Consider the following 24835-nt stretch of genomic DNA (forward strand, 5'->3'; position numbering starts at 1 on the left):
TGCGGAAGACGATATCATTGCTATCGCCGAGCAGGGTATAGCAATGTTTGGGCCTGTGCAGGCGAAACGCTATCATGCAGAGTTGTTTAACACTCTGGATTTAATTGCAAAGAACCCACAAATGGCACGTGCACGGGAAGAAATTTCTCCACCTGTGCGGGTGCACCCGTTTAAAGCCCACCTCATTATTTATCAAATTGAAGTAGACGGAACAGTTTTTGTAATTCGGGTACGTCATGCATTTGAAGATTGGGTCGGGGATCTGTTTTAATCTTTGCCTTGATCGTTAAATCTTGTTCCGCACCCAAATTGCTTTTTTGATACGATATTTTACCGGTGTCATACTCTTGAGCGTCGCAAGTTTTGGGACTTTTGCGACGGGAACGGTGATTATACAAATGCCGATGCAGATGGAGTGTGATTTATGGCAAGCCTGCCCGACCTAATCCAAGCCTATATTAATGCCTACAACAACAAGGATGTCGACGGGATGCTAGTCTGCCTCTCCGACAAAGTGTCTTTCCGGAACATTTCGGGTGGTCAGGTTACGGCCGAGACATCGGACAAGCAGAGCCTTGAAGAGATGGCGAAATTCGGAGCATCGGCGTTTGAAACGCGGCGGCAGACCGTCACAAACGCAATCACCGTCGCGGACACGACACTAGTTGAGATCGCATATTCCGCTGTGGTGGCGATTGACCTTCCGAACGGATGGAAAGCTGGGCAGGAACTGGCCTTCTCCGGTGCGTCGTCGTTCCGTATCGAGGATGGCAGGATCGTCAGCATCGTTGACGAGATCTGAGGGCCGAGAAGGGCCAGTTTGCTATCGCACAATTCCAGAAATCTGCGAGAAGTGGGCATGGAAATGCGATAGTGAGTATCCAGGTGGCTCAACCTGGTTTCAGGATGTTTGGCGCAGCTTAGAACGGCCACCTTTGGATTCCGATGGTGAGATATTTACACAGCTTGATGGCAGCATAACCAGCGTTGCCATGTCCGTAAATATATCCCAACTTGCTGATCGACAGCAAATAATTGACTTTTCGTCTAAAACAAAAGAGTTGATGTTTAGTAAGCTGGATTTTTAGAATAGCCGTCGCTCTGGGGAAAACGATATCAAAAGATTTTCCCTCGTTTTCTCAATCTAATATGTATATCCTTCATGTCTAATCGATATTCGTAAATATATTCATTAAGCGTGCGGTTGCTCTTCTTTTGATTAAAGCGTGCGCAGATGTAAGCCATGTTTTCTGCTACTGATAAGCCTCCGCGTGCGACCGGATATATGTGATCAGGGACATCTGCTCCAGGGCCGAAAAGTTTTCCGCAATACGGACATTCTGCACCCTTTTTGAGTTTCCCTTTCCTAATCCCTGCACTCTGGTAGTTCGCTGTCCTATTGAGGGAATGTGAATAGAGTTTGGCGCGCCCATATACTTGTCCGCGTCGCCAGCATAATTGTCCAAACTCAATATATGTCGCAGCCTGTGGCACCCACTCGGTGGGAATGAGCAGCTTTCTGCAGTCCATAAGGTCATTTATCGCATGAAGCAGGCTACTGTCGGTGACACACATACCAGAGCGTCTTGCCAGTCAAAGAGCTTTGGTTAGAATAGCGAATGCCGCCAATTATAATGTTCTGCGTTGAACGATGAGGAACTGCGCCCTTCAGTGAGCAACTGAAAATAGTGAAGTCGAAAGTTAGAAGGATTGGAATGTTTAATTTACTCGGATTCGAATTTTCTAGTTCCTTTATTACAACGCCTGTTTCGGTTATCATTGTCATACTGGCGATATATCTGGGATTGCGTTGGCTTAAGAGCTTCTTTGTCATGACGCCTCAGCAGCACGTGAGAATTGTTGAAACGTTTGGGCGCTTCACTGGTTATCGTAAAGCGGGTCTGTCGATCAAATTTCCCTGGCCATTTCAGCGCGCCCGCTCGCCGTTTTCCTTGCAGACGAAACAGATATCTCTTCAACTTGGCGTCAAATCCAAAGACAATGCTTTTGTCACCATGCCGATCAGCCTGCAATATCGGGTTATTCCTTCCGCGGTAGAGGCGGCCTTTTACGAATTGCATAATCCAGAAGAGCAAATCGAATCCTACGTCGCAACAGATGCGCGCGCCGTCGCGGCGGCGAGAACATTCGACCAACTTTATACCGATCGCGATGAGTTCACGCGTACTGTCCGTGAATCTCTGGACGAAGCTATTAATGCATATGGTTATGAGATCCGTGCCGTGTTGATTGATGATCCACGGCCAACGCCGGAGATGATTTCAGCCTTCAACGAAGTGCTTGCGTCTCAGCGCAGATTGGAAGCGGCGCACAACGATGGGGAGGCTGAGAAGATAAAGCGGACAAAGAGTGCGGAGGCTTCTGCTGCTGCGATGTCAATTACGGCGCGGGGGATCGCAGCCAGTCGTAGCATTATCGCAGAAGGCAATGCGAGAGCCCTTGCGGCCTTTCGAGCAGATACGACACTGACAGATGCCGACGCCATGGCATTTATGATGGAAATCAATCGGCTCGAGGCGCTAAGGGACGCTGCGTCTCACGGAGGAAAAACAGTGTTGGTTACAGGAGATGCGCATGCTGGAAATTATGAGACCAGAGCGCTCCTAAGTGCGTTGGCAATCGACGACGGACCGAAATCAGAAAAAGATGCGGGGCGAGAAACTGGTTTGATCGGCAATTTGAAACAGCACATTGCTCCGTTAAAGACAGATGAGGCTAACGACGAACGGATCAAAACGAAAAATGATTAGTGTTTCGGGTCAAATGCTTCCTGAAGCAGACGAGGTCATCAGGATTTCTGCACGGAGAAGAAGGTCCTTATTCAGATCATTCGTGGCTGTGTTCCTTTGCGCTATCTCCGCGGGACAAGCAGCTTCCAGCGATGCCGTCGAAATTGATTTGCAGAACGGACTATCGGCCTGCGCCGATCTGAAGCCCGGGCAGGTGAAGAGGCAGGCAAACATTGTTTCCTTCGACGCGAGGTTTAATTTGCACCGGTCGATCGGAATGTGTGGATGCATGTCTGCATTGGTCAATTACACCGCCAGCGTGGACATCAACGGCATACGCCAGAAACTGCAGCAAGGCATCATTTCGCTTGCACGAGAGGGCGACAGAACACTGATCCTCGCATCCGATCAGAATCTGATTGCAGGTAAAGATGTCCGCGTCGAGCTGTCCTGCGCCGGACCACTGTGACTGAACTGATTTGGCTGCATGAACGCTATCATGACGCAAGTTTTGACTATTTTATCAAGCGTAGCGGTCCAGATTCACTGTGGTCGTGCTTAACTTAATGTAATGGTGCCCTGAATGAAAAATAGATCTTTCATAGCGGTCGTCATCGCGATTGCACTTGCCGGAATTAATGTCCCCGTGCGGGCCGACGGTTTCAAAATCCACGAGTTCACGCCCATCAAGCAGGAGTTCTGGTCGATTTTCGATGCCTCTGCGTATCATGCGGAAGAACCGACTAACTTTCGGATGTCCTGCTGCGGAACAGATGACGATCAACATTTGATGATCGCTATCGATCGCCATGTCGACGAGCAAGGGCAAGAAAACAGAACGGACGAAGGTTATCTCACAGAGCTGGACGTCAGTTCCGAAAAAATCGGGTTTAAAATCGAGAAAATCGATGTCTCCCCTGCAGTTGGACGACTTATCCGCCTCCCGAATGTCGGTGGCTTGAAGGGGGTGAATATTTTTGTCGTGGAGGGCGGAGACAGGCTCACAATCCAGTCTGTCGCGCCGACCGAGGAGACCGCTGAGAACAATGCGCGGAAGGCCTTGGAAATAGCAAAAAAGCACGTCATTGGACGATGACCCGGTCTATGGGTTAAGCGCATTATTCAATTGTCTTCTGTTAAGTTTCAGCCCAGCGGTCCGTACGAAGATTTCATAGATAAAAAACTGAAATCGAACGCAGTGTCATCCTTCGCTTGAGCAATCACAGTGCTTGCAAACGATAGGCAACTGCGAAAGCGGATAGGTCGTCGTGTATTTCAGTTACATTGTCGGCAGATCGCAGTTCGATGCGATCATCAGTGTGGGTGCAAACATCAATGATTGCCTCACCGAGGACGAATGCGTCAAAGGAAGCGTTAAGTAGCTGGCCGCCCCCTTCATTCAGGGCTTGTATCGCTTTGTAGAGTGCCTCGGCCTGAGCGGGATCCAAAATCATGATGTGACTCCATCTTGGTATTGGCAGTCAGCATAATCCTGCCCGTGACGCTTGGTAGTCGTCATGCACTAATCCAGACCAGAAGTTGTGCGGAATGGTAATCCTCACTCTTGGCCTTATTAGAGAGCCTTTGGAAGGAGAGAACAAAGGCTTCGAATTTTCATCATCGAAAGGCCAACAGATGACTTACACGTGGGAAGTCATCTGTTTTGTCAGCACCCTGGTGCAGATGCTGCGGAGCAATTCGCCTCAGGTTCGACCCAGACGTCTACGCAACTCTTCATTCTCAGCACGCAGCTTTGCAGCAAGTTCCTGGCGTAGCTTGAGGTTCTCTGCTTCCAGTGCAACCAAGCTGGAAAGATCATCGCTGGACGACCCTGCCGACGGCGCGGGCGCTTTCTTTGTAGCAGCGTTCTTCCAGTTATAGTAGGTCTGCTCACTCACTTTAGTCTGCTGCAATGCAGCCTTGAGAGTGGTCTTGCCGTCTTTTGTTGCTTTTTCGATCGAAGCAAGGATGGAGGCGCGCTGGGCCGGCGTGTACTTGTTGCGCTTGTTCTCTACCGGTGGTGTTGCAGCGGGTGCTGCTTTTGAAGCAGCTTTGGCCGCTTTCTCTGGTCTGGATGCGGCCCTCGTGGTTTTAGCGGCAGGTGCTGCAGCCGCCTTTGCGGGCCTAGGCTCAGCTTTTTTGCGTGGTGCACGGGTTTTCTTCGTGGCACCCACAGGCTCGGCGCTTCTCACCTCAACTGGTGTCTCGTTTACTGCTACAATGGTTTCGTCTGCCATGGTATGCTTCTCCAGATCGATGTTTGGAAATTCATTTAGGCGTCAAAAATACAGGTCAATGGTTGATGTAACAATAAGGCCGTGTACATCATGTGTTCAAGATGAGATGAACTTGCTTTCAGGACATATCGAGCAGGTCGGACATTCTGTTGAGTGTTGAAAATCCGCCGCGTAATATGTAGCTACTGGTAAAAGGCCCTTTGACGCGCGTGGAGCGTACCTTCAAATCTCCTCTGGAAAGCTACTCACGGATGAAAAATCCAAACCGTAATATTGTCGTTGAATATAAGAACAAGCGTACTCGCAAGGGCTCGTCATCTTTGTGGGGAAATCTGGATCTGAAGTCGATTGCCCGGCAAGTGGAGGCCGATGCGCCCCAATCTCCAGTGGAGGTTCGGGTCCAGCCTGATCTATCCAAGCCGATTGAACGCAAATCTGAGACCACGACCATAAATGCTGTGCCGCAAACTGAGCCGGTCATCAAGCAAGTTGAAGAGGCTCTGAGCGAGCCAGAACTTTCCAACATTGACGCCTCAGGGCCTGAAGAGGCGCTAATCGCAATGGAAGAGCTGCAAACAGCAAACATGGTGGCGGATGCTATTGTCAGGAAGAAAAAGCCATCTGTTCGACGCAGTTTGAAAAAATCAGCTTCACAGAAACAAGAAGCGGCAAATCGGGTGGTTGCCGAGCCCGATATTCAGGCTGAATTGTCAGCTCTTGAAATAGAGAATGCCGATCTGAAACGTGAACTGGCCGCCAGATTGCGCATGGAGAACAGACAGTTGCTCAAAATGCTTCGACGATTGGAACAGCAGTAGAGAAACGATCGCTAAGACTGCTCTGCCAGCCTCGATAACTGATCTGTTCAAGCGTTCTGGTGACATGTGTAAGGGCCCATGGTTGCCAAAACTATTGTGTTGTCAGGCTCAAGCTGACAGCATCTCGGCACACCAGATAGGGAGGTCGATCACGATGAAGTCACTGGGGGAACGTCTCGTTGCGCGGTTGAAGAGTTGGCGATCGCGGAAGAGGTCGGCTTTTCCGAACGAAAAGCCAGATGCTGAACCCACAGCCGGCGAAAGCTCTGAGCAGCCTGAACCTATATTGCCAACGCGACTATCCATCAAAGTTACGACCACAGATCCCGATGAAATAAATGGCAAGGCAGCAGCCCCAAAGGTCGAGCCCGTCGCTTCTTCTGAGGTGTTATCGTCCGCTGAAGAGCCGAAGGTCCCTCAAGAAGGGCCAGTTGTTGTGGAGCCCGAGCGGAAAGAGGAGGGGATAGATGAAATTCTAGCCTCGCCTCCCGTTCTCAAATCACCGCAAAAGCGGCCTCGTGCGAAAAGGCCAAATCCCAAACCTGAAGACGGACCGGTGACAGACGAAGAACTGGAAGAGCTGGAAGCGGAAAATGCGCGGCTCAAGCTCCTATTGAATGAGCGGTTAAAAGCGAAGCAGGATGGTTCTGAAAACTGACAAGCTGCTAAACTTTGGATGATTTTGATTAAGAAACAGGGAGTAGTGATGGCTGTTACATTATTGCATGGAACCGGAAATCTCATCTGCGACGGCATTGATGTGGGCGGCGTTGAATTCAGCATCGCTAGGCCTGAAGATGGTCCGGATGTGACCAGGCGTGGAAAAGCGTGGGGAAACAAAAAGGCCGTTGCAGCCGCAATGAACGCCACAAAGACGGAACTCGTGGTGCCCGAATCCGATGGCTTGCTTCTCCTGGATATTCAGGATCTGGACCGCGATGGTGGGGCGCTGTTCACGGTTTTACAGCCCGCTACCGTTTGACGACGGTACGGTTGTAAACTTATGTCGATCAACGAAAGTCAAAGATGATCGAAATTTGACTTTATGATAAATACCACTCTCAATATGCAGGAGCGGGGTCATGCATGGTCGTCTCGATTATCATAAATCAAAAGTGTTAAACGCGCTTTTCACCACTGAAGCCAACGAACAGGCGGAATCAGCACAGGATCATCGTTTCGATGATTGGTTCAGCGAACTGTTTTCTGTACGATACGTCATTATGGTGTGCATGTGCTGTGTTGCGACAGTCATCGTAATTGCCCAAATCATTTAAATCCCCGACGCTCTTCCCGGACCGCCGGGGATATGCAGACATCTCCGGTCACGTTATCGGTGATGTTTACACGCGGCGGATCCTATCAAGCACGATCTCAAATTTGAAGTGTGCAGGAAACAATATCCGAAAACACGCATCGGGAATTTGGTAGGCGTCCGGGGCAGCGTGTCCAGGAATCGGATAGTATTGCGGTTCATTCACCGTTAGAGCCTATATCGATTCACAAAATGCTCAAAACTACTTCGCATCATGCGGATATGAGTCATCGTGAAAGAAAAGGGTTCTGGTGCCGAAATGGTGTTATTAGCAGGCGCGTTATTCTGGAACCGATGGGAAAATAATGCATCCTAGGCGCGCAACCAGCTTATTTCATTTGGTCGAGACAATACCGACGCTGCTTTCTCGAAGAAGTCATAGCGGTGAGAAACATTGCATCGCCGGTTAACCGGATATCGCATTGGCTGGAGTCAACCATTATAGAACCGAGCGCAGGTCTGTTTGAACGAAGTCGTCTCCTACATAGAGCAAGGGACAGCCATGCTCGTGAGCAACTTCATAGGAAAAGCAGTCACCATAGTTGAGCGAAGCTGGGTGAATGCCTTTGCCCCATCTGGCGTAAGCGTTAGCGACCCGGCGTGCGGAAGCGGCTGTCACGGATACGATTTCGAAGCCGAGCCCGGAAATCAATGCGTCAACCTCTTCACCGACATTACGTCGCGCAGCAACAATGAGGGCTTCAGTAACTGTTCCTGCGGAAATCAATAGCTCATCAGACTGTTCGATTGCGGTCATGCAAGCTTCGCCTTTGGGCTCATTGAGGACGATCGCCATGAGCGCGGATGTATCGACGGCGATCATATGGGCATCCCATCGTCGTCATAAAGAAAGTCCTGACTACGCGCAGCATTAGCCCCGGGTAATGCTTTCGCCGCCGCCGTTGCCCTCACCCTTTCCATCAGTGCGCGTCGGCCCTTAGGGCCGGGCGCTGTCGCAACGGCTACAAGCCGTGCGATCTCATGGCCGCGACGGGTCAAAATGACTTCATCCCCGGCTTCAGCTCGCTTTACCAGTTCGGTGAGCTGGCCTTTCGCGTCACTGACAGATACGCGCATGGTCCATGTTCCTTTGTGTTTCGCACATACTTTGCATAATAAATGGTCCATGTTATGGTCCATGTCAATATTGACCCGGCAACTGATATTGAATCTGATGGGTTGGTCCCGAACATTACAGCCTATGAGGACGCATCATTTCCAGCGCATCGATTACGTATGCTTGGCGCAAAAACAACATGCAAGGACAGATGGCGGCAGATTATAAATGAAGTCGAACGCATTCGAACGAAACATCGTCTGACCCTTCAGGAAGATGTTTCAGAAGCGCAATTCCGTGAAATGACCGAAGTAGGCGTGCGTCTTGTCGTCCCGGCTGGAATCCATGACGCCTATCTACAAGCGGTGCGCCCACATCTGATCACACTCGAGGAATTCATCGGAGATGTTCGCACGGCGTGACAGCGGCAGTCACTATGCTACGTCCGCTGCTAGGAAGTATGACAGTCATTTGTACTCCTTACTGGTCGCAAGACCCGTTACCGTAAGACCATAAACGAAATGAGCCGCGGGAATGCAAATGGATTGCCCGATCTGGCATGATGCGTTCAAGCTAATTGCATTGTTGCGCCATGGCATCTCGGCATCTTTATTGATGATGCCGGAACATAGGCCTGCTTGGGTGGATTATGTTTTGGGTGCGGAATAAAGCAGAAGCCAGATGTGATCCGCTTTTCTCTGATGTAACGGATATGTCCGTGAGAATATGGGGCGGGCACCGTTACCTTAATCGGAGCGCGAGCGTAACTCGGCCTATATTGTTGTTCCTACTTGGCTTTCAGGCATGCGATTTCACGCCACATGCTGGTGGCGGTTTGTCGTAGTTCGCGATGATCAGTGGCGTTGAATTGATTGCGGGGAAAGTGACGAAGGTTGTAAATCGGGTCGTGGACTGATGCGAAGCGTTGCAAATGTCGTGCTGATTTGAATCGCTTCATCACCCGCTCGCGCCGCCGTATGGGCTGGTGGGAATTCTCAGCCCGATTGTTCAGCCTCTTATGCTGACGATGATCACATAGAGTGAGACCGATCTCCCGCTTGGCCGTTCCATAAGAGCCAAGCTTATCTGTGACCATGATACGAGGAGAAGCACCCTGACTGGATAGCAGTTTACGCATGAAACGCTTGGCAGCCTTGGTATCACGGCGTTTTTGGACCAAAACTTCCAACACAAAGCCATCCTGATCAACGTATGCGCCGTCTCTGCCCCATTGATTTTGGGTTTGCGCTTGAACTTTTGCGGTTTCGCTCATTCGATGAATGAGCGTATTTGTTACTCACAAATGAGCTAATTTTTGCTCTCATTCACTCGGCGTGCATATGCCCAAGGCATCAGGGTGTCGATGTTTCTGACGAGGTGACCGTTGGCGAGGCTGGTGAAGAGATCGCGCAGATAGGCATAGGGCTCGACGCCGTTTATCCGGCATGTGCCGATGAGACTGGCGAACCGGGCCCAATTGCGTCCACCTTCATCATGACCACAAAAAAGCGCATTGCGACGGTTCATGGCCGGACTGCGGATGGCATTTTCGACGAGGTTGGAGTCGATGTCGACATGACCGTCATCGAGAAACAGCCGGAAGCCGTCCTGACGCCGGAGCATATAGGCAAGTGCTTTGCCCAGATCGGATTTGCGCGAGATGCGCTTTGCCTGAGCCGCAAGCCAGGCGAAGAGCTCGTCCACCAGTGGCCGAGACAATTCCTGTCGCATTGAGCGGCGATGTTCAGGTTCCTTGCCACGAATGGCTTCCTCGATCTTGTAGAGCGCAGCGATGCGCAACAGCGCCTCATCCACGATAGGCGAACCCTTCTTCGGTGTTGCCGCGATCAGTTTTCTGCGCCCATATGCCCAGCAAAATGCCAGTCGTAACGGATCGCCACCCGTGCGTTCCACCGTGGCAAGATGGGAATAGCCGCCATAGGCATCGACCTGGATCGTGCCGTTAAAGCCGTCGAGGATTTCGGCGGCATATTCTCCTTTACGCCCTGGCCGATAATGGAACACCACACCCGGCGGTGCAGATCCGCCCCAGCCCCGATCATCGCGCAGAACCGCCCAGAGATAACCGGTCTTCGTCTTGCCGCGTCCCGGATCCAATACAGGAGCCGTTGTTTCATCGACATAAAGCCGCGAACCGTCCGTCTTCAGCATCTTCGCCATGTGGTCCACGACCGGCGCGATCAGTGCGCCTGTGCGCCCCATCCAGTCGGCCAGAACAGAACGGTCAATCGGAACCCCGTGCCGGGCCATGACTACCGCCTGTCGGTTCAGCGGCATATGTTCGGAATGCTTGGAGACAGCGATCTGGGCCAGTAACGCTTCTGTCGGCCAACTGCCTTCCAAAAGATGCGCCGGTGCTTTGGCCTGAACCACCCCCGTCCGCCCCTTGGGACAAGCATATTTCGGGCGGATCGTGACAATTACCTGATAGTTTGCCGGAATGTAATCGAGCCGCTCCGTCTTGTCCTCGCCAATCCGAACCATGTCGCCACAGCCACAGGGACAGGCAATGCTTAGAGGCTCAACCACACGCTCGACACGCGGTAGGTTCGCCGGTAGCGCACGGGCTTTTCGTTCCTTGCGTGGAGATGCCGCCTTGTCGGGACTAAGAGTGCTGGCCGCCATTTTCTCTTCAACAGCCGCAATCCGCGCCTGTGTTTCGGCAATCGCCGTTTCAAGATCTTCCAGCGCCAGTTCCAGCTGCGCCGGATCAAGCTTTTCCGATTTCGGCCCGAACTTCGTGCGCCGGTACTCCTGAACCTGACCTTCCAGCTTCTCGATCAGTTCCTTCAGTTCAGTGATGAACACATCCTTTTCGGCCACCACCGCCTGCTCATGCTGACGCGCCGCCCGCTCGACCGACAGCTCAAATTGCATGTCCGCAAACGCCTTCACCACCTCTGGCGGAAGCTCTGGGAACTGGCTGAGATCAATGGGTTGCGACATGCGTTTTCATAGCATTGTCGAACCATAAAATCCAAATAAAACAATGACAAAATGGAAGGAAGATCACCCCGCAGCAGAGGGCGGCGTCACGCGCTGCGCCATCACGCGACGCCAATCGAGACCTTCAAATAAAGCCTCATATTGAGCCCTTGAAAGACGCATCGTCCCGTCCTGCACCCTGGGCCAGGCAAAACTGCCGTTTTCAAGAATTTTATATGTCAGAACCAGTCCCGTGCCATCCCATACCAGGATTTTCAGCCGATCACCCCGCTTCGACCGGAAGATCACCGTGATCCCGGAATGTGGATCAAGCTTCAGTTCAGTCTGCACCATCAAGGCCAGAGCCTGATGACCGCAGCGAAAGTCCACGGGTTGCGTGGCGATCAGAATGGGCAGTCGTTGACCCGCGACGATCATGCCAATCCTCGTATCGCACCAACCAAAGCCGCGACCCGACTCACAGACACATCGCCCGGCACCTTCACCACGAGGTCGGCACCTATCTCTATCGTCACAATCCCTGCTGTCGCCGCTACCGTCTCTGGCATCAACGAGGTGACGGCAGGCATCTCCGGCTCATCCGCAATCGACAACGCCACAAACGCAGGTTCACAACCTTCCGCATCCGGCACCGACGGCATCAACTCTGCTGGCAAGATCAGATGGCCATCACGCGCCTGCTTGCGCCAATAAGAAAGCTGGTTCGCGCTCAAATCATAGCGTTGCGCGACTTCCACAACCCGAGCGCCAGGATGAAGACTTTCAGCAACAATCCGCGCTTTCAATTCCGTCGACCAGTGTCGGTAGCCTCGGCGAGGATCGACAATATCCAGCCGCCCGACAAATCCATCGCTACCATCTACCATCAGATTCTCCTGCTATTGCTGAAAACCCTTCTGGCAGAAACCTCACTCACCCAAAATGCCCTAAATCAATGGGACAGAGACGGCGCATACTGATCAACAGCGCGCCACAGAAAATGGCGTTTGCCTTTTATCGTAATAACGACTTCATCCAAGTGCCATTTATCACCAAGGCGTGGGGTACGGCGACGGATTTTGTTGGTATAGTCTCGCCCGAACTTCTCAGCCCATTCGCGGACCGTTTTGTGGGTAACAATAATCCCCCGGTAGGCCAGCATGTCTTCAACCATGCGAAAGCTCAAGGGAAAGCGGAAATACAGCCACACAGCTTCGGCGATGATTTCGGCTGGAAAACGATGACGGTGATAAAGTGAGGCGCGAGGTTCCGTCATACCCTGTTATCGCCGCTGATGTTTACGCTCTGATTAAGGTAACGGTGCCACCCGTTGCGGGGCTCCGGACAAAGACTAGAGCCTGACCGCTCGCGGGCGCGCAAGACTTTTAGTTTGTGCAAAATTCTGGCCATGAACAACTCTTATGATCAATCAAATGAACAAAGCTTGACTAGATGTCAGCCCTATGGCATAATGTGCAAAATTCCGGACATGAGAAGGCATCACGTCCACTCAAATGAACAAATCAGGTATAACCGTGCCTCGTCAGAGAAGCTACTCCAGAGTCACACACCAGGCGCTCGCCATGCTCGGCAAGCTGATCCGCGTCGGCCGTGCCGAGCGCGGCCTGACCGCGCAAGAACTGGCCGACCGCGCCGGCATCAGCCGCACGACCCTTTCCAGCATCGAAAAAGGCGCGCCGGGCCCCGAGATCGGCATCGCCTTTGAGGTCGCCTCCATCGTCGGCGTACGCCTGTTCGACTATGACGAGCGCACCCTCCAGATGCACAATGCCCGCCTTGACGAAAAACTGACCCTTCTGCCTAAGAGCGTCCGCCACAGTGTGAAGGAAATCGATGATGACTTCTAAGGCGGACGCTACCGAAGCTTTTGTCTGGATGTGGCTGCCGGGGGCGACGGAACCGGTCGTCGCGGGCCGCCTGGACCAGGATGGCGAACGCCTGCTCTTTACCTACGGCACGAGCTACCGGCGCCGTAGGAGCGCCATTTCCCTCTATGAACCTGAACTCCCCCTCCAGGAAGGAGTCATCGCGCCCATCAACGGCTTACAAATGGCAAGCTGCATTCGCGACGCCTCGCCGGACGCTTGGGGTCGCCGCGTCATCATCAATAGGCTGACGGGCAAAAAGCCCGACGCTGCTGGCGTGCCGGAGATCAGCGAGCTGACCTTTCTGCTCCAATCGGGCTCTGACCGCATTGGCGCCCTCGATTTCCAGGCATCGGCCACAGAGTATGTCCCCCGCCTTGCCGCACAAGCATCGCTCGCCGAACTCATGGAAGCGGCCGCCCTTATCGAAAAAGGCGTGCCTCTGACCCCGGCACTCGATCAGGCCCTCAATCACGGCACGTCGATTGGTGGTGCACGCCCCAAGGCTCTCATCGACGACGGCGCAAGGAAATTCATCGCTAAATTCTCGGCCGCCAACGACACTTACAGCGTCGTGAAGGCCGAATTCATCGCGATGAAGCTGGCAGCGGCCTGCGAACTGAGCGCAGCGCCCGTGTCGATGACCCGCGCCGCCCATAAGGACGTGCTGCTTATCGAGCGCTTTGACCGCACGCATACAAAAGATGGCTGGACGCGGCACGCCATGGTTTCTGCCCTGACCATGCTGGGCCTCGATGAGATGATGGCCCGCTATGCCTCCTACGAAGACTTGGCCGAACTCATCCGCCACCGCTTCACTGACCCTAAGGACACTCTTAAGGAGCTCTACGGACGGATCTGCTTCAATGTGCTGTGCGGTAACACCGACGACCATGCCCGCAATCATGCCGCCTTCTGGGATGGCAGGATGCTGACGCTGACGCCTGCCTATGACATCTGCCCGCAAGGCCGTACCGGCAACGAAGCCACGCAGGCCATGCTCATCAAGGGCGATAGCCGCGCCAGCACGCTCGCCACTCTGCTCGCCGCCGCGCCGGATTATCACCTGAAAGAAACCGAAGCCGCCGCGCTGATCGAACATCAGATCACAACCATCGCCGAGCACTGGCAAGGCGTCTGCGACGAAGCAGACCTGAACCCCGTCGACCGCAAGCTGTTCGCCGGGCGCCAGTTCCTCAACAGCTATGCTCTCGAAGGTCTCGATAACCACAAGTCGCTGCAAGACGCATTTCGCGCTACCCAGGACATTCTGATAGCAAGCGGAGGCGCCGAAAAATGACAGCGCCAAAGCAGCTCAAAAGACGCGCATGGAAGGGAGTATTCCTTCGTTCCCTCGGTCACGCGTCATGGGCCGCGGAGCTGACTGCCACAGGAATCAACTTCCTTGGTAGCCACCATCAGGCGCCCTTTTCTTCCTGGGCTGGCCCGGCAAAGATTACCAGCACGCTGGGTTTCACCACGATAGAAGTCCCCCTTGCAGGCGGGCAGGTCGCAAGGCTCGCCGGCGTCACGACACATGATGCTGCCAGCTTTATTTCCGCAGCCAACAAAGCATTCAGCGTCATCCGACCAGTCACGCGGCGGCCGTCGGCTCCGCACAGGTTCCGCCGTCAAAACCTCGAATGTCCGGGCCTGATTCACAGTGTCGCTCATAGGATTCTCCGCATGATTCACGCAGAAAATCGCCCATCATACCGACGAAAGATACGTGGGTAGCCTACCCGCTTACGAAAGTTTGTGAGTTAGTGCCTTGCATGGTCAACATCGTTGCGAACCCAGCCGAACCCGCACTATTGACAGTGCGCGTCCCTTACGGCGCCTGCCTGGCACCCTTCGAATTCGCGGTGTAGCTACACTGAGCTTTGATAGGTGTGTCCCCGAAGAAGCGGTCTCTCATAAAGTGTTGCACTGAAACCGATGAACTCTCGGATTGGCTGAAGGTCGGTGCCGGAACGGTTCACACCTTCCAAGGCAAGGAAGAATAGGCCGTCGATATGGCGTTGTTGTTAGGAGCAGATATCGATCATACTGGCGCGGCGCTCTTGGCGGTCGTTGATTATTTCGAACGAGCGGTCAGGAGCTCCGGCAATTCTACCTGGATTGATTTCCATACTGTGCTGAGGTTCAGGTCAAAATATCCGTGCGCCACGCGATTGCGCATGCCGCGCATTTGGATCCATGGGATATCCGAGCGGCTGGCAATAAACTCGGGGTACTCTTTTGCTATGCGGGACGAAGCCTCTCCGATCATGATGAAATCCATCATGACAGCCCGCTGGCTCTTGATATCAAGTGTAAAGTCTTCGAATTTCATGCCATCTGTAAAGTTAATGGCTTCCTGGCAGGCTTCTCTGATGTGAGCCAGGTAGTCGGACAGACGCAATTCCGGTTGGCTCATATGGCGATGGCCCTGTTGATCACATCCTGGCGGAACTTCTCAGGTAAATCTCCCGGTGTACATACATCAACCTTGACGCCAAGCCTTTCTTCAAGTTCGATTTGAAGGCCACCGAGCTTGAAGAATGTGGTTTCTGGAGTTTCATCGACCAAAATATCGATATCGCTTTCTTCCGTATCTGTACCAGCCGCGATCGATCCGAATACACGCGGATTGCGAACGCGATATTTTTCGGCAAGTTGGTGAATGAACTTGCGATTTCTCTTCAGCAAAGTTGACGGTCTTGGCATTTTCATCGTCCTCGATTTATTTGAGGCTTATACCACGAAATTTACGGTATCCGAATGACATAATGATCTGCATCACACTGTGGAGTTCTGTCGCAAATTTTCTGCGGTCAGATTGCGGGGTAGGGACTTGTCCATGGGTTGAAACGTGTCGGTATCGAACTGGCCGGGGTCACGTGTTCACAAACATGATCTGAAAGATATTCTCAGTGCGGGCTGCCATGTCAGGTTATTCGACCGCGGGCAAACGGCATGGTTTTCTCGATTCAAGCTCAGCTAGAGCGTCGGGTTGATTTTGTGAATCTGCCGATTCCATCGGCTGCAGATTTGTGATTCAACATGGCAGGAGGATTTGCCATGTCTCACGCCTACTCTTTGGACCTTCGTCAACGAATTGTCGATGCGATATCAGAGGGCCAGTCGCGGCGGGCTGCTGCGGCTACTTTCAAGGTTTCCCCCGCCACAGCGGTTCGGCTCAAGCAGCGGCTGGATCGAACGGGCTCGGTCGATCCTTCCCGCCGTGGACGGCCCGGTGGCAGCGGTAAACTGGGTCTTTGCCGGGATGTCATCATTGCCAAGGTGGAAGTGCAGCCGGATATCACCATGCCTGACCTGGCGATGTGGCTGGAGGAGCATCACGCACTAAAGGCCGACACCTCGAACCTGTCGAAGCTGCTCTGCCGAGCGGGCTTTACCTATAAAAAAACGCTGGTGGCAGCCGAACGCGCACGCGCCGACGTGCGCAAGGAGTGTGATGAGTGGCGTGAGCATCGCCAGCCCGCCATGCAAAAGAACCCCGGTCGTCTCGTCTTTGTCGATGAAACGTCCATCAAGACCAACATGACACCGATACGCGGCAGGAGCAGAAAAGGCCAACGCCTTCAAGCTGATGCACCATTTGGTAAATGGAATACCCAGACCTTTATCGCCGGTCTGCGATGCGATGCCATCACCGCGCCCTTCGTCGTTGATGGTACCATGGACGGCGAGAAGTTCGACATCTACGTACGCACCCAACTTGCACCGACGCTCACGCCGGGCGATGTGGTGATCTGGGACAATCTCAACGTCCACAAAAGCCCCAGAGCGGCTGCGGCCATCGCTGAAAAGGGCGCTTGGATCCTGTTCCTCCCGCAATATTTACCGGACAAAAATCCAATTGAGATGGCTTTTTCAAAGCTCAAGTCCTTGTTGCGCAAGGCGAAGGCAAGGACCTACGACGATCTCTGGAAAGCCGTCGGAAAAGTCTGCGGACTATTCTCACCGCAGGAATGCTGGAACTATTTCAAGGCTGCAGGTTGCGTTGCACATTAATCGCCCGACGCTCTAACGCGCAATCGTGACTATCATGGAGAAGATCATCATTATCTTCAACGTAAGACGACTGCAAACGCAACGGTGTTTTACACCTCACACCGCTGCTTTTTGACTGGTCCTGCTTTCGTGGAAATCAGCGAGAAGAAGCGAAGCGTCGGGCTTCGGGGTCGATTGATTTTGCGCCTCGCTTTTCGGCTTGCACAATCTTCCTGGCAACATACTTCTTGGCACGCTCTGTCATAGTACGAGGGACGGGAATGCCGTGTTCTCTCATTTTGCTATGCGCCCATTTTTCAGCCTGTAATTCCTCTACGTGACGTGGCAACCTTGTTCCGCCGAAGTGAAGATGAGCATGGGCGCATTCGTGTAAAAAGATGTAAAGGCTTTTGCGTGTGACAGGTCGTGGGGCCTCAATTTGCCGGACATGACCACGAGCAACCCCGGTTAAGCTTTTCCTGAATTTTACGGTATAATCTTCAGGAACATATGACATGCCGATTTGATAGAATCTATCTGCGGCAGCGCGGCGAGCGGCTTGTAGCTGTGCGCCAGACATAGGTTTCAGGGCATGTGTGGTTGGTGTACTTTCAATCATAAAAATGCCTTTCTGGTAAAATGATTGCTTGTCAGCTTCAAACAATGCTGACTTAATCAGTAAAGCATATTATTGCAATAAAAACAATAGTTTGTAAGTTTTTTCGTCGCGCCAGCACATCAAAAACGCACCAGAACGGCAGTAAAATAGCTTAGAATCGTGATCAAAGCCGCTCAAAAATGGACAGATTGTCACACCAGTGAGCAACCAATGTTCAAATGCATCCTGCTGCCCTGTTGACGCCCTCTAGCCGGGGATATCTGACGGTTCAAGAATGACTGCTTGGGGACACATATCCATAGCATTCCGCAAGCTGAGACCGAAGGATCTATGGTCGTCTATGATGAGAAGTCATGGGACTTCTTCATAACCGCGTTTGTGACGAACCGCGACAAGTCGATGAAGAAGAGTGGTGGCCGATGCTTCGTCAAGAACTGTTTGCTGCACGGATTGTCCGAGTGTGCCGATCCGCCCCCAGGAACGCATGACGCACCATTCACCGAATAAATTCGGCTGAACCGATAATGTATAGAAACGCCGCATATTGTTGTGCGGCTGGATTTTACGAAAATGTATCGGAAACGAGTTCTGGTTCGACATACCAGCAGAATCCGACATCGAGGCGAGGGCGTCCAATGCATTTTATGAATCGATCCTCACTGATTGATTCATGTTGCTGATGTGATCGCAGTGCGGTGAGTGAGCGTGTGGGAAATTTATTGCATTGGTCACGCGACAGGACGAAATGCCTGCCCGGGCTGCGAACCAGGCTGAAGCGCCACTTGCCACGCTCATATTTCCGGACTGGCGGTAAAGGGAGGGCATTTCGGGTCGTGATGCCTTGGGATGCGCTGATATGATTTGCCGGTGTGGCAACGTGATGTGCTGCTACCGGTTTTCAGCGAGCCTACGAAGCGTATCAAGTCAGGATGATTTGCAATCTTGCGATTCCAGCTTCTGGATTCAGGTTGCTGGCTTCCAGAAAACCGTTACGAAACAGGACATATCCGATTCATCGGCAAACGACGTTTGAAGGCCGAGAAACACGTGCAGGACTGCCGTATCTGAGGGAGCTCAGGGGCGCGGGAGGTAGAAGAGTATGGTCGACGGGCACTTTTCCAGATTTGCGTGTCAGATGGAAACGCCGTTTGAGGCTATAAACTTTCATAGAGCGGCAAATAAAGCTTCTAAAATGGATATGTAGTGCGGGCAATTCATCATATATTGCGTGTATCGCATCGCAACGTGTTGACATGTCGTTCCAATTTGCCAGCAACGCATTTCAAATCGCAATAATTTGCAATAATCCGATTCGAATTTCGAGAAGCGCGTTGCGGGGTTCTGGACAAACGTTGCTGGATTCGAGATTTCCGATTCAGGGATGAACGCCATTTGCGGGCAGACGCGGGGTGGTGAAAAAATGCTTTGCGCCGACGGTTTTCGAGCTCAAGCTTTGATTACTGGCACGTAATCTGGAGAAGCCATGACGTCGAGTAGGCAGCAGTCGGAACGTTTGCGCAAGCAGCGCGAACGGCAGAAGGACTATCGCGATCGTTTGAGGATACAGCGCAAACCGACGCGTGACGACATAGCACGAGTGCTGCTGCATTTTATGATTGTCAAAGCGGTGAAATCTGGCAATCAGGACGGGACGGAGAAGCTGATTGATATGCTTCTTGATGCGCTGGCGGATCAGGGCTTCGATAAAGATGCTTCATTGGAAGTCATTGATGACCTGATTGTCAGATACACAAAAAGCGGCTGGGATTTCCGTCGCAAGATGCATCTGAGGCCCGGTGGGGTTCTTGACGACACCGAACATTGAGGATCGTTTTCCAAACCATATTGCGCCGATTTCAACCTGACAATTTTACAAACGCAGTTTGTGCTTTTTGTCTGTCGTCCCCCCATTACTCCATGAAACGTCGTTTGCAGATGAATCGGATTGTTCGACGTCGGCGTTGAAGCGGAATATCGTCGAAGCTTAAGCAGGGAAATGACACGGTTGCTCGGGGTCGTCAGTGCTATTCATGACACATGTGCAGGATATTCCGCTACTGAAACAGGTTCTACGGCCAGCCTGTGGATAACTTTCAAGCTCCACATTTCGGCTTCCTCAGGTATGCATCACAGCGCAAAAGCCTGATGGCCACTACGTTTTATCACTGTTTTGGTGAAGCCAAAAAAGCCGGTGATATCCGGGGCTTAGATAAAAATGCTCGATTGGGATCTTTTTTTGTTCCGGATCCTTGCAGCTCAATTCAGATCCTGCAATAGTCGCCTTGCCTGAGTGATCAGGCGCCTCCATCCCGGTGCTGGTAACACCTGAATGGAGACTGACTTAGCCTGCCAACACAGGAGCCAAGCTTATGACAACTCTTATCGATATTCGTGGCGGATTAAAAGATCCACTATCAGAATTCCATGTCGACATAGCGGCTCCCTAGCGGAGATAATTTCCGCTTCTGACGCGTTCGGTGCTCTTTAAGGCACGAACTCCCAATTTCCCATTCTGTCAGTCCGGTCGTGTGCGTTCGCGCGCAACGCTACGATCTTCGCTGTCTTCAAAATCTGTGGCCACTCGCAATGGCGACCTACCTTCACACCCATTTGACTCCGGCGACGAACAGTCGCTTTGGAGATGGAGAAATCATGTTTGCAGAAACCGTAATTGGCTACATTGATCTCATTGAACACAAATTCCCGCAGCGAAGCTACAAGCGCGAATTAAACGCAGCGCTACACCTGTCGTTATGTTTTCATTTGATTGACCGTGCTCATGACAGAAGTAGCCGGAAACGAGCTTTATCAGAGCAAATCTTCCGTTATGCCGTATGGAATAAGGGCGAGAAAATCATCGGCCTTATTGAAGAAGCGTTGGCGAAAGCCACGGTGAAGACCGGCTTTAAGGATTTGCGCTCGTCTCATTCTATGCCACTGACACGCGATACTTTTAATAGTGTCATAGAAACTACCGCATCGAAATCCCCCGCAGATGAAACCGATATAGACCGGAGCGCCTTGGAATTTCCGACAGGCCCTTACACATTCGAATTGATGTTCTATGAACAGGAACGCAGATGTCTCCGTGTGTTCAGTCTGATTTATGGCATCAGCGCCCATAAAGGGGCTCTGGATCAATGGCGCATTGAAACATCGACCGCCTCAGCATTGTGGGGGCGGCTGGCACAACAATACTACGGCATAGATGTCGAGCAATGTGAATTCGCTCTGATCGACCCACTGCTTAGCCAAAGCCAAGGTCAGGATAGGGTCTGGGCACTGGCTGATCTTGACCGACTGATCGGTGCACCGGGTGTCGCAGAAAAAGTGTTGGGCGTGCAAGACGCTCTCCGAGAAGAGCTCGTCATTTGGCTCGGCGATACCTTCGCGAAAACCGAAGAGGAGCAAGCGCGGCTGATTGATGAAGAGATCGCGAAGATGGCGGTCGAAGCGCTCGACCAGATGCCTACTCCCAAGATTCAGATTTTGACGCCGGATAACGTGTTGCGCTGAGCAGACAGGGGCCAATCAGCCGATGAGTCGTGCGAAGCTTGTGAATCTACGTGTCACGGACTTATCCGTTATCCCGTAGAGCGGACGTTCACTGCGATGCAGACGAACAGGGGTATCTGCCATTCTCAACGGCGAGCTAAAGACCAACCGATGGGAGCAAAGGCAATAGATCAGGTAGCGGAGAATCTTCTGCCCAGATAGTCAGGGTGGATGCATCTGTCACGCTGAACGCATTCAGCTTTGCTCTCAATAACAATCAGATGCGTTGAATTTCACGAAACACCTATTCCGGGGCGCGTTGATACGCGCCCGAACGATCCTTCATTTTCTTCATTCATCAGGAACACTTCATGGCGGTCATAATCAAAAACGGAAAATACAATCGCGAACAGCTCGAACTCGAAATCAGGATGCTGAAATCTCTGGTCGCCGATCTCGAGCGGATATTCCAAGGTCATTATCCAGATGAGCGCGAACTGACAAATTCGCCGGCGATCACCAGCTGGAAGCTGAGCGCACGGCGGGCAACCTGCCTCGAAGGAGTATTGTTCGAGCATCCCCGGCTCGGCCCCATCGTGCCGAATGGCATCACGTCCGAGCTCTGGCTTCTTGATCTCGACAGAAACTACGCCCGTACATTCAGCCGCTTTTACCGGCTTGGCCAGAAAGACATCGGCAATTGAGGAAGATCCAACTGATCAGGCCGCAGATCATCAATCAGCATAGCTGTCTGATGCCTTCTGCGCTGCTGCCGAAGGGCGCGACTACCTGTCATGGAAAATCTGACATGAAAATTGTTCGAATAATAGAGCTGGGATAGATTGGCATGAAACTCTGGATTTGGTCTGATGTGCATAATGAACTGCAGGAAGTCGTTTATCCACCACGTGAACAAGCGTCGGATTGTGATCTGATCATGATTGCCGGCGATCTCAATGCGGCGCCAGATCTCCATTTGACGCTGGAATTCCTGATCAGGCGCTACGAGAAGCCTATTATCTATGTCCCCGGGAATCACGAATTTTATCAGAACAAGTGGATGATGAACGACCGGGACCGTTCGCTTGAGAGCGACAGGCAGACGATCAAGGCAATCGAGGCGCTTTCTCTGCAATGGCCGCAACAGTTTTATTGTCTTGATGCGGATGAGGTGGTTATCGACAATACGCGCTTCATTGGCGCAAGCCTATGGGTCGATTTCCTGATGAAACTCCCCGTGAAGTCTGATTTGCCGCAGCGAATGTGGATGGCGCGTCAGATGCTCAATGATTTTCATGCAATCTCCATGCAGGATGGCAAACGGTTCACGCCGGAGGATATGCTGGAACTGCATCGTTCAGATGCAGCTTACATCCGACAAAAGCTGGCAGAACCATTTGACGGCTCCACTGTGGTATTGACCCATCACATGCCGCATCCCGATTGCACGCCGCCGGCTTATGCGGGGCAAGAGGCAAATTTTCTGTTTGCCTGTGGCGCAGAGGCTTTCAATGACATCCTGCATTCCGAACAGGCTCCGGATTTATGGATATGTGGTCATACGCATCATGCCTTTGACGTTCAGATCGGCCGAAGCCGCATTGTCTGTAACCCTTACGGTTACAGGTGGGAACAGGGTAGAAACGGATTTCGGTGGGACTGGGTGATGACTATTGAATAACCGCCTCTGCACAGTACAGAATCCTGACTGACAAGGAGCTTACAAGTATTGGGCGACAAGGAAGTCTGTAGCAAAAGGAGGGCCAAAGCCAATCACATGAACGCCTCTCGTGTCTGCTACCATCGATTTGCCCACGATACGGTAGCATTCCGATCTCCAGGCCGCTTTTCGTCGTGGTCGCTGAGCGAGAAGGAAAAATGGTGATTGGCGGACAGGGGCAAACGTCGTGTTTGCATCCAGATCTAAGCCGAGGTCCATCGAGCCCGATGTTTTAGTCTGGGGTATTTCTGGCATTGCCCGGATAAATAGGGCTTTCGGCTTCTCCAGATATTAAAAATCCGCGATTTGATTGCGGATGCCACTGACGCGCCCCAACATGCGACATTATGTCATGAAGCAGGCATTAAATCGGATCGAAATGCAGCCATTTTGGGGCATATTTGGCACTATTTGAATGGCGGACACAGCATAAGCATTTGATATTATTGCGATATTGTGCTCTAATATAAAAGTCAGCGCTTTTTGAAGCTGACAGACAATCATTTTCAAGAAAGGATTTTTCAATGATTGGAACTTCACCACTCGACTACGGTATCGACAAAGCCAGCAATGGCATCGCAGCACGTATGCTCAAGGATTTTGAGGAGGGACATTTTTCGTTCCTCGCTGATGAGGCCACCGTTGAAAAACGCTATAATCAATCAGCACAAGGCTCGGTCTGGCATGATTTCAAGCGAGCCTGTCGCGCTTATTCCACGCTCAATGGATGTGTGGTGATTGTTGATGACACGAACCAGTGTTTTGTCGATAGCGTTGATATCCATGGTGAGTACGAATTCGATTTCGCGAATGAATTCGCTCGTCGCGCAGCCCCAACCTATCGCGAGCGGTTGCTCGCACTTGGAAAGCAAGGTCCTGTCCGGTTGACGCTCTACAGACTTCCCCGGGCCAACTACGAAAACACCGCATGGGGCCATTTCTGGGAGCGTGGAGAATATATTGGCGAAATGAGAATGGCACTCGCGTAAGCGGCCATTTAGGAACCCATAGTCTATCGAAATATGAAACCGGCAGCACGCGTCATACGTGCTCCCGGTTTTCTTATTTGGGTTGTCGGCTTCAATTCGTCAGGTCTGGTGAAACCCGGAATCAGCCATTCAGCACGGTCGTCGCAGACCTGGCGGGTGTGACGACAGGCTTCTTCGAGCGCGATCCAGATGGTCGGCCGATTGCCTCAGGGTTTGCGCTCTTGGCTGTTTGTCAAACTGTGAGGTCAGGCTGAAGCGCGACTTTTCGGTTTGAGTTTACGCAAAACGATGTCTGTTTGCGAAGAGTTTCTGCCGAAAGACTTCTGCAGGTGTTTTGTACCCTAAACATTTGCGCGGTGTATTGTTGAGGCGATGACAGATGAATGCGAGGTCTCGATCACTGAGGGTAAGTGGATCAAGGTCTCGGGGGAGCCAACGTCTTGTGCGTCTGTTGGTGTTTTCAACGGTGCCTTTCTGCCAGGGTGACTGCGGATCACAGAACCATGTTTGCGACCCTATTCCATTCTGCAGATAGGACCACTCTGTAAACTCAGTGCCACGATCAAACGTGATTGATCGGCGGGCGATTTGGGGCAGGGGTTGGAGTACCCTAATCACTCCATCCATCACCGGCCGTGACTGACGATCATTGTTACGTAGCAACACAGTAAAGCGGCTCACCCGCTCGACCAGAGACGTCACATTGGCCTTGCCGAACCTCTTGCGAAACTGGATGAGGTCGCATTCCCAGTGTCCGAACTGCTTGCGCCTGGCAACCATGTCTGGACGATAAAGGATGCTCAGTTCTGGTGGAAAGCGGCGTCCATGATGACGCCGGGCATGACGTGGGCGTCGTTTGGCACGACGTTCCGGCAGATACTTCCAAAGCCCTTCTTGCCGACCATCAGCGGAATACACAAACTGATAGTATAGCGCGACAATCAGGATGAGACGCTTGCGACAATCTGGATGAGATTCTTAGGTCGCGGTCGGGATCAAATTAT

At 52.2% G+C, this 24835-nt stretch carries 31 protein-coding genes and 3 pseudogenes; 18 read left to right on the forward strand and 16 right to left on the reverse strand.

Annotation, left to right across the window (positions count from 1 at the left end; all coding sequences use genetic code 11):
• Together FG152_RS25580 and FG152_RS25585 are read left to right on the forward strand one after the other, a co-directional pair.
• On the forward strand, positions 1-271 hold a 271-nt coding region (locus FG152_RS25580), incomplete at its 5' end, for a type II toxin-antitoxin system RelE/ParE family toxin (RefSeq protein WP_498989171.1).
• 153 nt (positions 272-424) lie between these two features.
• On the forward strand, positions 425-802 hold the full coding sequence (locus FG152_RS25585) for a nuclear transport factor 2 family protein (protein ID WP_138787104.1): 378 nt from the start codon (positions 425-427) through the stop codon (positions 800-802).
• Positions 803-1116: 314 nt separating this feature from the next.
• Here FG152_RS25585 and FG152_RS25590 read toward each other — a convergent pair whose 3' ends face one another.
• Positions 1117-1575 carry an HNH endonuclease gene (locus tag FG152_RS25590; protein WP_138787105.1) on the reverse strand — a complete coding sequence of 153 codons (459 nt, stop codon included), beginning with the start codon at positions 1573-1575 and terminating at the stop codon, positions 1117-1119.
• A 140-nt stretch (positions 1576-1715) separates the two neighbouring features.
• Here FG152_RS25590 and FG152_RS25595 point away from each other — a divergent pair, with 140 nt between their 5' ends.
• The 3 genes from FG152_RS25595 to FG152_RS25605 all read left to right on the forward strand — a co-directional run bounded on the left by FG152_RS25595 (position 1716) and on the right by FG152_RS25605 (position 3846).
• Entirely contained in the window at positions 1716-2771 is a 1056-nt protein-coding gene (locus tag FG152_RS25595; protein ID WP_138787106.1) for an SPFH domain-containing protein, read from the forward strand.
• A 13-nt stretch (positions 2772-2784) separates the two neighbouring features.
• Entirely contained in the window at positions 2785-3219 is a 435-nt protein-coding gene (locus FG152_RS25600; RefSeq protein ID WP_498989187.1) for a DUF2195 family protein, read from the forward strand.
• A gap of 114 nt (positions 3220-3333) precedes the next feature.
• Positions 3334-3846 carry a hypothetical protein gene (locus FG152_RS25605; RefSeq protein WP_312196757.1) on the forward strand — a complete coding sequence of 171 codons (513 nt, stop codon included), beginning with the start codon at positions 3334-3336 and terminating at the stop codon, positions 3844-3846.
• A gap of 124 nt (positions 3847-3970) precedes the next feature.
• Here the strand turns inward: FG152_RS25605 and FG152_RS25610 are convergent, their stop codons facing one another.
• Both FG152_RS25610 and FG152_RS25615 read right to left on the reverse strand, forming a co-directional pair.
• Positions 3971-4204 carry a hypothetical protein gene (locus tag FG152_RS25610; protein WP_235889904.1) on the reverse strand — a complete coding sequence of 78 codons (234 nt, stop codon included), beginning with the start codon at positions 4202-4204 and terminating at the stop codon, positions 3971-3973.
• Between the two features lie 249 nt (positions 4205-4453).
• Complete coding sequence (locus tag FG152_RS25615; RefSeq protein WP_138787109.1) at positions 4454-4987, reverse strand: transposase; 534 nt, start codon at positions 4985-4987, stop codon at positions 4454-4456.
• Positions 4988-5238: 251 nt separating this feature from the next.
• Between FG152_RS25615 and FG152_RS25620 the strand changes: the two genes are divergently transcribed.
• From FG152_RS25620 to FG152_RS25635, 4 genes are all read left to right on the forward strand, one after another.
• A complete protein-coding gene (locus FG152_RS25620; protein WP_138787110.1) occupies positions 5239-5805 on the forward strand; it encodes a hypothetical protein in 567 nt (188 codons plus the stop codon).
• Between the two features lie 154 nt (positions 5806-5959).
• Entirely contained in the window at positions 5960-6463 is a 504-nt protein-coding gene (locus tag FG152_RS25625) for a hypothetical protein (protein ID WP_312196756.1), read from the forward strand.
• 18 nt (positions 6464-6481) lie between these two features.
• Entirely contained in the window at positions 6482-6787 is a 306-nt protein-coding gene (locus FG152_RS25630; RefSeq protein WP_138787112.1) for a hypothetical protein, read from the forward strand.
• Positions 6788-6887: 100 nt separating this feature from the next.
• Complete coding sequence (locus FG152_RS25635; protein WP_138787113.1) at positions 6888-7082, forward strand: hypothetical protein; 195 nt, start codon at positions 6888-6890, stop codon at positions 7080-7082.
• Positions 7083-7559: 477 nt separating this feature from the next.
• On the opposite strand, the gene FG152_RS25640 is transcribed toward FG152_RS25635, so the two are convergent.
• The gene (locus FG152_RS25640; protein WP_112591076.1) at positions 7560-7943 is read right to left on the reverse strand and encodes a type II toxin-antitoxin system VapC family toxin; all 384 of its coding nucleotides are present in this window, start codon (positions 7941-7943) and stop codon (positions 7560-7562) included.
• Positions 7940-8197, reverse strand: a complete 258-nt coding sequence (locus tag FG152_RS25645; RefSeq protein WP_138787114.1) for a type II toxin-antitoxin system Phd/YefM family antitoxin — start codon at positions 8195-8197, stop codon at positions 7940-7942. Before FG152_RS25645 ends, FG152_RS25640 begins: the two co-directional genes overlap by 4 nt.
• A 42-nt stretch (positions 8198-8239) precedes the next feature.
• Between FG152_RS25645 and FG152_RS25650 the strand changes: the two genes are divergently transcribed.
• Positions 8240-8599, forward strand: coding sequence for a type II restriction endonuclease (locus tag FG152_RS25650; RefSeq protein WP_138787115.1), 360 nt, complete (start codon positions 8240-8242; stop codon positions 8597-8599).
• Between the two features lie 365 nt (positions 8600-8964).
• Here the strand turns inward: FG152_RS25650 and FG152_RS25655 are convergent.
• From FG152_RS25655 to FG152_RS25675, 5 genes and pseudogenes are all read right to left on the reverse strand, one after another.
• Positions 8965-9387: pseudogene (locus tag FG152_RS25655) on the reverse strand (IS6 family transposase); the annotation flags it as partial.
• A 98-nt stretch (positions 9388-9485) separates the two neighbouring features.
• Entirely contained in the window at positions 9486-11144 is a 1659-nt protein-coding gene (gene tnpC / locus FG152_RS25660) for an IS66 family transposase (protein WP_498989178.1), read from the reverse strand.
• A gap of 63 nt (positions 11145-11207) precedes the next feature.
• The gene (gene tnpB / locus FG152_RS25665) at positions 11208-11561 is read right to left on the reverse strand and encodes an IS66 family insertion sequence element accessory protein TnpB (RefSeq protein ID WP_112702494.1); all 354 of its coding nucleotides are present in this window, start codon (positions 11559-11561) and stop codon (positions 11208-11210) included.
• Entirely contained in the window at positions 11558-12010 is a 453-nt protein-coding gene (gene tnpA / locus FG152_RS25670) for an IS66-like element accessory protein TnpA (RefSeq protein ID WP_151615950.1), read from the reverse strand. Before tnpA ends, tnpB begins: the two co-directional genes overlap by 4 nt.
• An 89-nt stretch (positions 12011-12099) precedes the next feature.
• Positions 12100-12399: pseudogene (locus FG152_RS25675) on the reverse strand (IS6 family transposase); the annotation flags it as partial.
• A 307-nt stretch (positions 12400-12706) separates the two neighbouring features.
• On the opposite strand from FG152_RS25675, the gene FG152_RS25680 reads away from it, so the two are divergent.
• Complete coding sequence (locus FG152_RS25680) at positions 12707-12991, forward strand: helix-turn-helix transcriptional regulator (protein WP_168436837.1); 285 nt, start codon at positions 12707-12709, stop codon at positions 12989-12991.
• A complete protein-coding gene (locus FG152_RS25685) occupies positions 12981-14309 on the forward strand; it encodes a HipA domain-containing protein (protein ID WP_312196760.1) in 1329 nt (442 codons plus the stop codon). Before FG152_RS25680 ends, FG152_RS25685 begins: the two co-directional genes overlap by 11 nt.
• Positions 14310-14374: 65 nt before the next feature.
• On the opposite strand, the gene FG152_RS25690 is transcribed toward FG152_RS25685, so the two are convergent.
• The 3 genes from FG152_RS25690 to FG152_RS25700 all read right to left on the reverse strand — a co-directional run bounded on the left by FG152_RS25690 (position 14375) and on the right by FG152_RS25700 (position 15724).
• Positions 14375-14683, reverse strand: a complete 309-nt coding sequence (locus tag FG152_RS25690; RefSeq protein WP_235894944.1) for a hypothetical protein — start codon at positions 14681-14683, stop codon at positions 14375-14377.
• Positions 14684-15086: 403 nt separating this feature from the next.
• Positions 15087-15428: a HepT-like ribonuclease domain-containing protein gene (locus FG152_RS25695; protein ID WP_138787117.1), complete on the reverse strand. Its 342-nt coding sequence runs from the start codon at positions 15426-15428 to the stop codon at positions 15087-15089.
• Positions 15425-15724, reverse strand: a complete 300-nt coding sequence (locus FG152_RS25700) for a nucleotidyltransferase family protein (protein WP_374844040.1) — start codon at positions 15722-15724, stop codon at positions 15425-15427. The genes FG152_RS25695 and FG152_RS25700 overlap by 4 nt, the downstream gene beginning before the upstream one ends.
• 348 nt (positions 15725-16072) lie before the next feature.
• Between FG152_RS25700 and FG152_RS25705 the strand changes: the two genes are divergently transcribed.
• Positions 16073-17029 (forward strand): IS630 family transposase, encoded by a 957-nt coding sequence (locus FG152_RS25705; RefSeq protein WP_312196754.1) that lies wholly within the window; start codon positions 16073-16075, stop codon positions 17027-17029.
• 136 nt (positions 17030-17165) lie between these two features.
• On the opposite strand, the gene FG152_RS25710 is transcribed toward FG152_RS25705, so the two are convergent.
• The gene (locus tag FG152_RS25710; protein ID WP_138787119.1) at positions 17166-17672 is read right to left on the reverse strand and encodes a hypothetical protein; all 507 of its coding nucleotides are present in this window, start codon (positions 17670-17672) and stop codon (positions 17166-17168) included.
• A gap of 306 nt (positions 17673-17978) precedes the next feature.
• Positions 17979-18227, reverse strand: a complete 249-nt coding sequence (locus FG152_RS25715) for a WGR domain-containing protein (RefSeq protein ID WP_138787120.1) — start codon at positions 18225-18227, stop codon at positions 17979-17981.
• A gap of 913 nt (positions 18228-19140) precedes the next feature.
• Here FG152_RS25715 and FG152_RS25720 point away from each other — a divergent pair.
• The 5 genes from FG152_RS25720 (at position 19141) to FG152_RS25740 (ending at position 23831) form a co-directional block, all read left to right on the forward strand.
• Positions 19141-19452 carry a hypothetical protein gene (locus FG152_RS25720; protein ID WP_138787121.1) on the forward strand — a complete coding sequence of 104 codons (312 nt, stop codon included), beginning with the start codon at positions 19141-19143 and terminating at the stop codon, positions 19450-19452.
• 827 nt (positions 19453-20279) lie between these two features.
• Positions 20280-21143 carry a hypothetical protein gene (locus FG152_RS25725; RefSeq protein ID WP_138787122.1) on the forward strand — a complete coding sequence of 288 codons (864 nt, stop codon included), beginning with the start codon at positions 20280-20282 and terminating at the stop codon, positions 21141-21143.
• Between the two features lie 350 nt (positions 21144-21493).
• On the forward strand, positions 21494-21826 hold the full coding sequence (locus tag FG152_RS25730; RefSeq protein ID WP_138787123.1) for a hypothetical protein: 333 nt from the start codon (positions 21494-21496) through the stop codon (positions 21824-21826).
• Positions 21827-21969: 143 nt separating this feature from the next.
• Positions 21970-22803 (forward strand): metallophosphoesterase, encoded by an 834-nt coding sequence (locus FG152_RS25735; protein WP_138787124.1) that lies wholly within the window; start codon positions 21970-21972, stop codon positions 22801-22803.
• A gap of 563 nt (positions 22804-23366) precedes the next feature.
• Positions 23367-23831: a hypothetical protein gene (locus FG152_RS25740; protein WP_138787125.1), complete on the forward strand. Its 465-nt coding sequence runs from the start codon at positions 23367-23369 to the stop codon at positions 23829-23831.
• Between the two features lie 276 nt (positions 23832-24107).
• Here the strand turns inward: FG152_RS25740 and FG152_RS25745 are convergent.
• Positions 24108-24758: pseudogene (locus FG152_RS25745) on the reverse strand (IS30 family transposase); the annotation flags it as partial.
• Between the last annotated feature and the right edge of the window lie 77 nt (positions 24759-24835).

It is taken from the genome of Ochrobactrum sp. XJ1 (genome assembly GCF_024701725.1).
In the GTDB taxonomy this organism is placed as follows: Bacteria; Pseudomonadota; Alphaproteobacteria; order Rhizobiales; family Rhizobiaceae; genus Brucella; species Brucella anthropi.